This is a genomic window from Streptococcus mitis (assembly GCF_002096845.1).
GTDB classification, from domain to species: Bacteria; Bacillota; Bacilli; order Lactobacillales; family Streptococcaceae; genus Streptococcus; species Streptococcus mitis_A.
Map to the genome: position 1 here is coordinate 1 of NZ_NCVK01000047.1, position 266 is coordinate 266.

General features: G+C 51.5%; 1 protein-coding gene. It reads left to right on the forward strand.

Annotated elements, in window-relative coordinates:
• The coding region (locus tag B7695_RS11225) for a hypothetical protein (RefSeq protein WP_192855760.1) at window positions 1–266 on the forward strand (266 nt) is incomplete at both ends.

Here is a 266-nt window from a genome sequence, read left to right on the forward strand (position 1 = left end):
GATGTGCTAGCCGACGTACTTGCGCTTGTTGAAGCCGATGTACTTGCTGATGTGCTTGCACTTGTTGAAGCTGATGTGCTTGCTGATGTGCTTGCTGACGTGCTTGCGCTTGTTGAAGCTGATGTGCTTGCTGATGTACTTGCGCTCGTTGACGCCGATGTACTTGCGCTTGTTGAAGCCGATGTACTTGCTGACGTGCTTGCGCTTGTTGAAGCCGATGTACTTGCTGATGTACTTGCACTTGTCGAAGCCGATGTGCTAGCCGA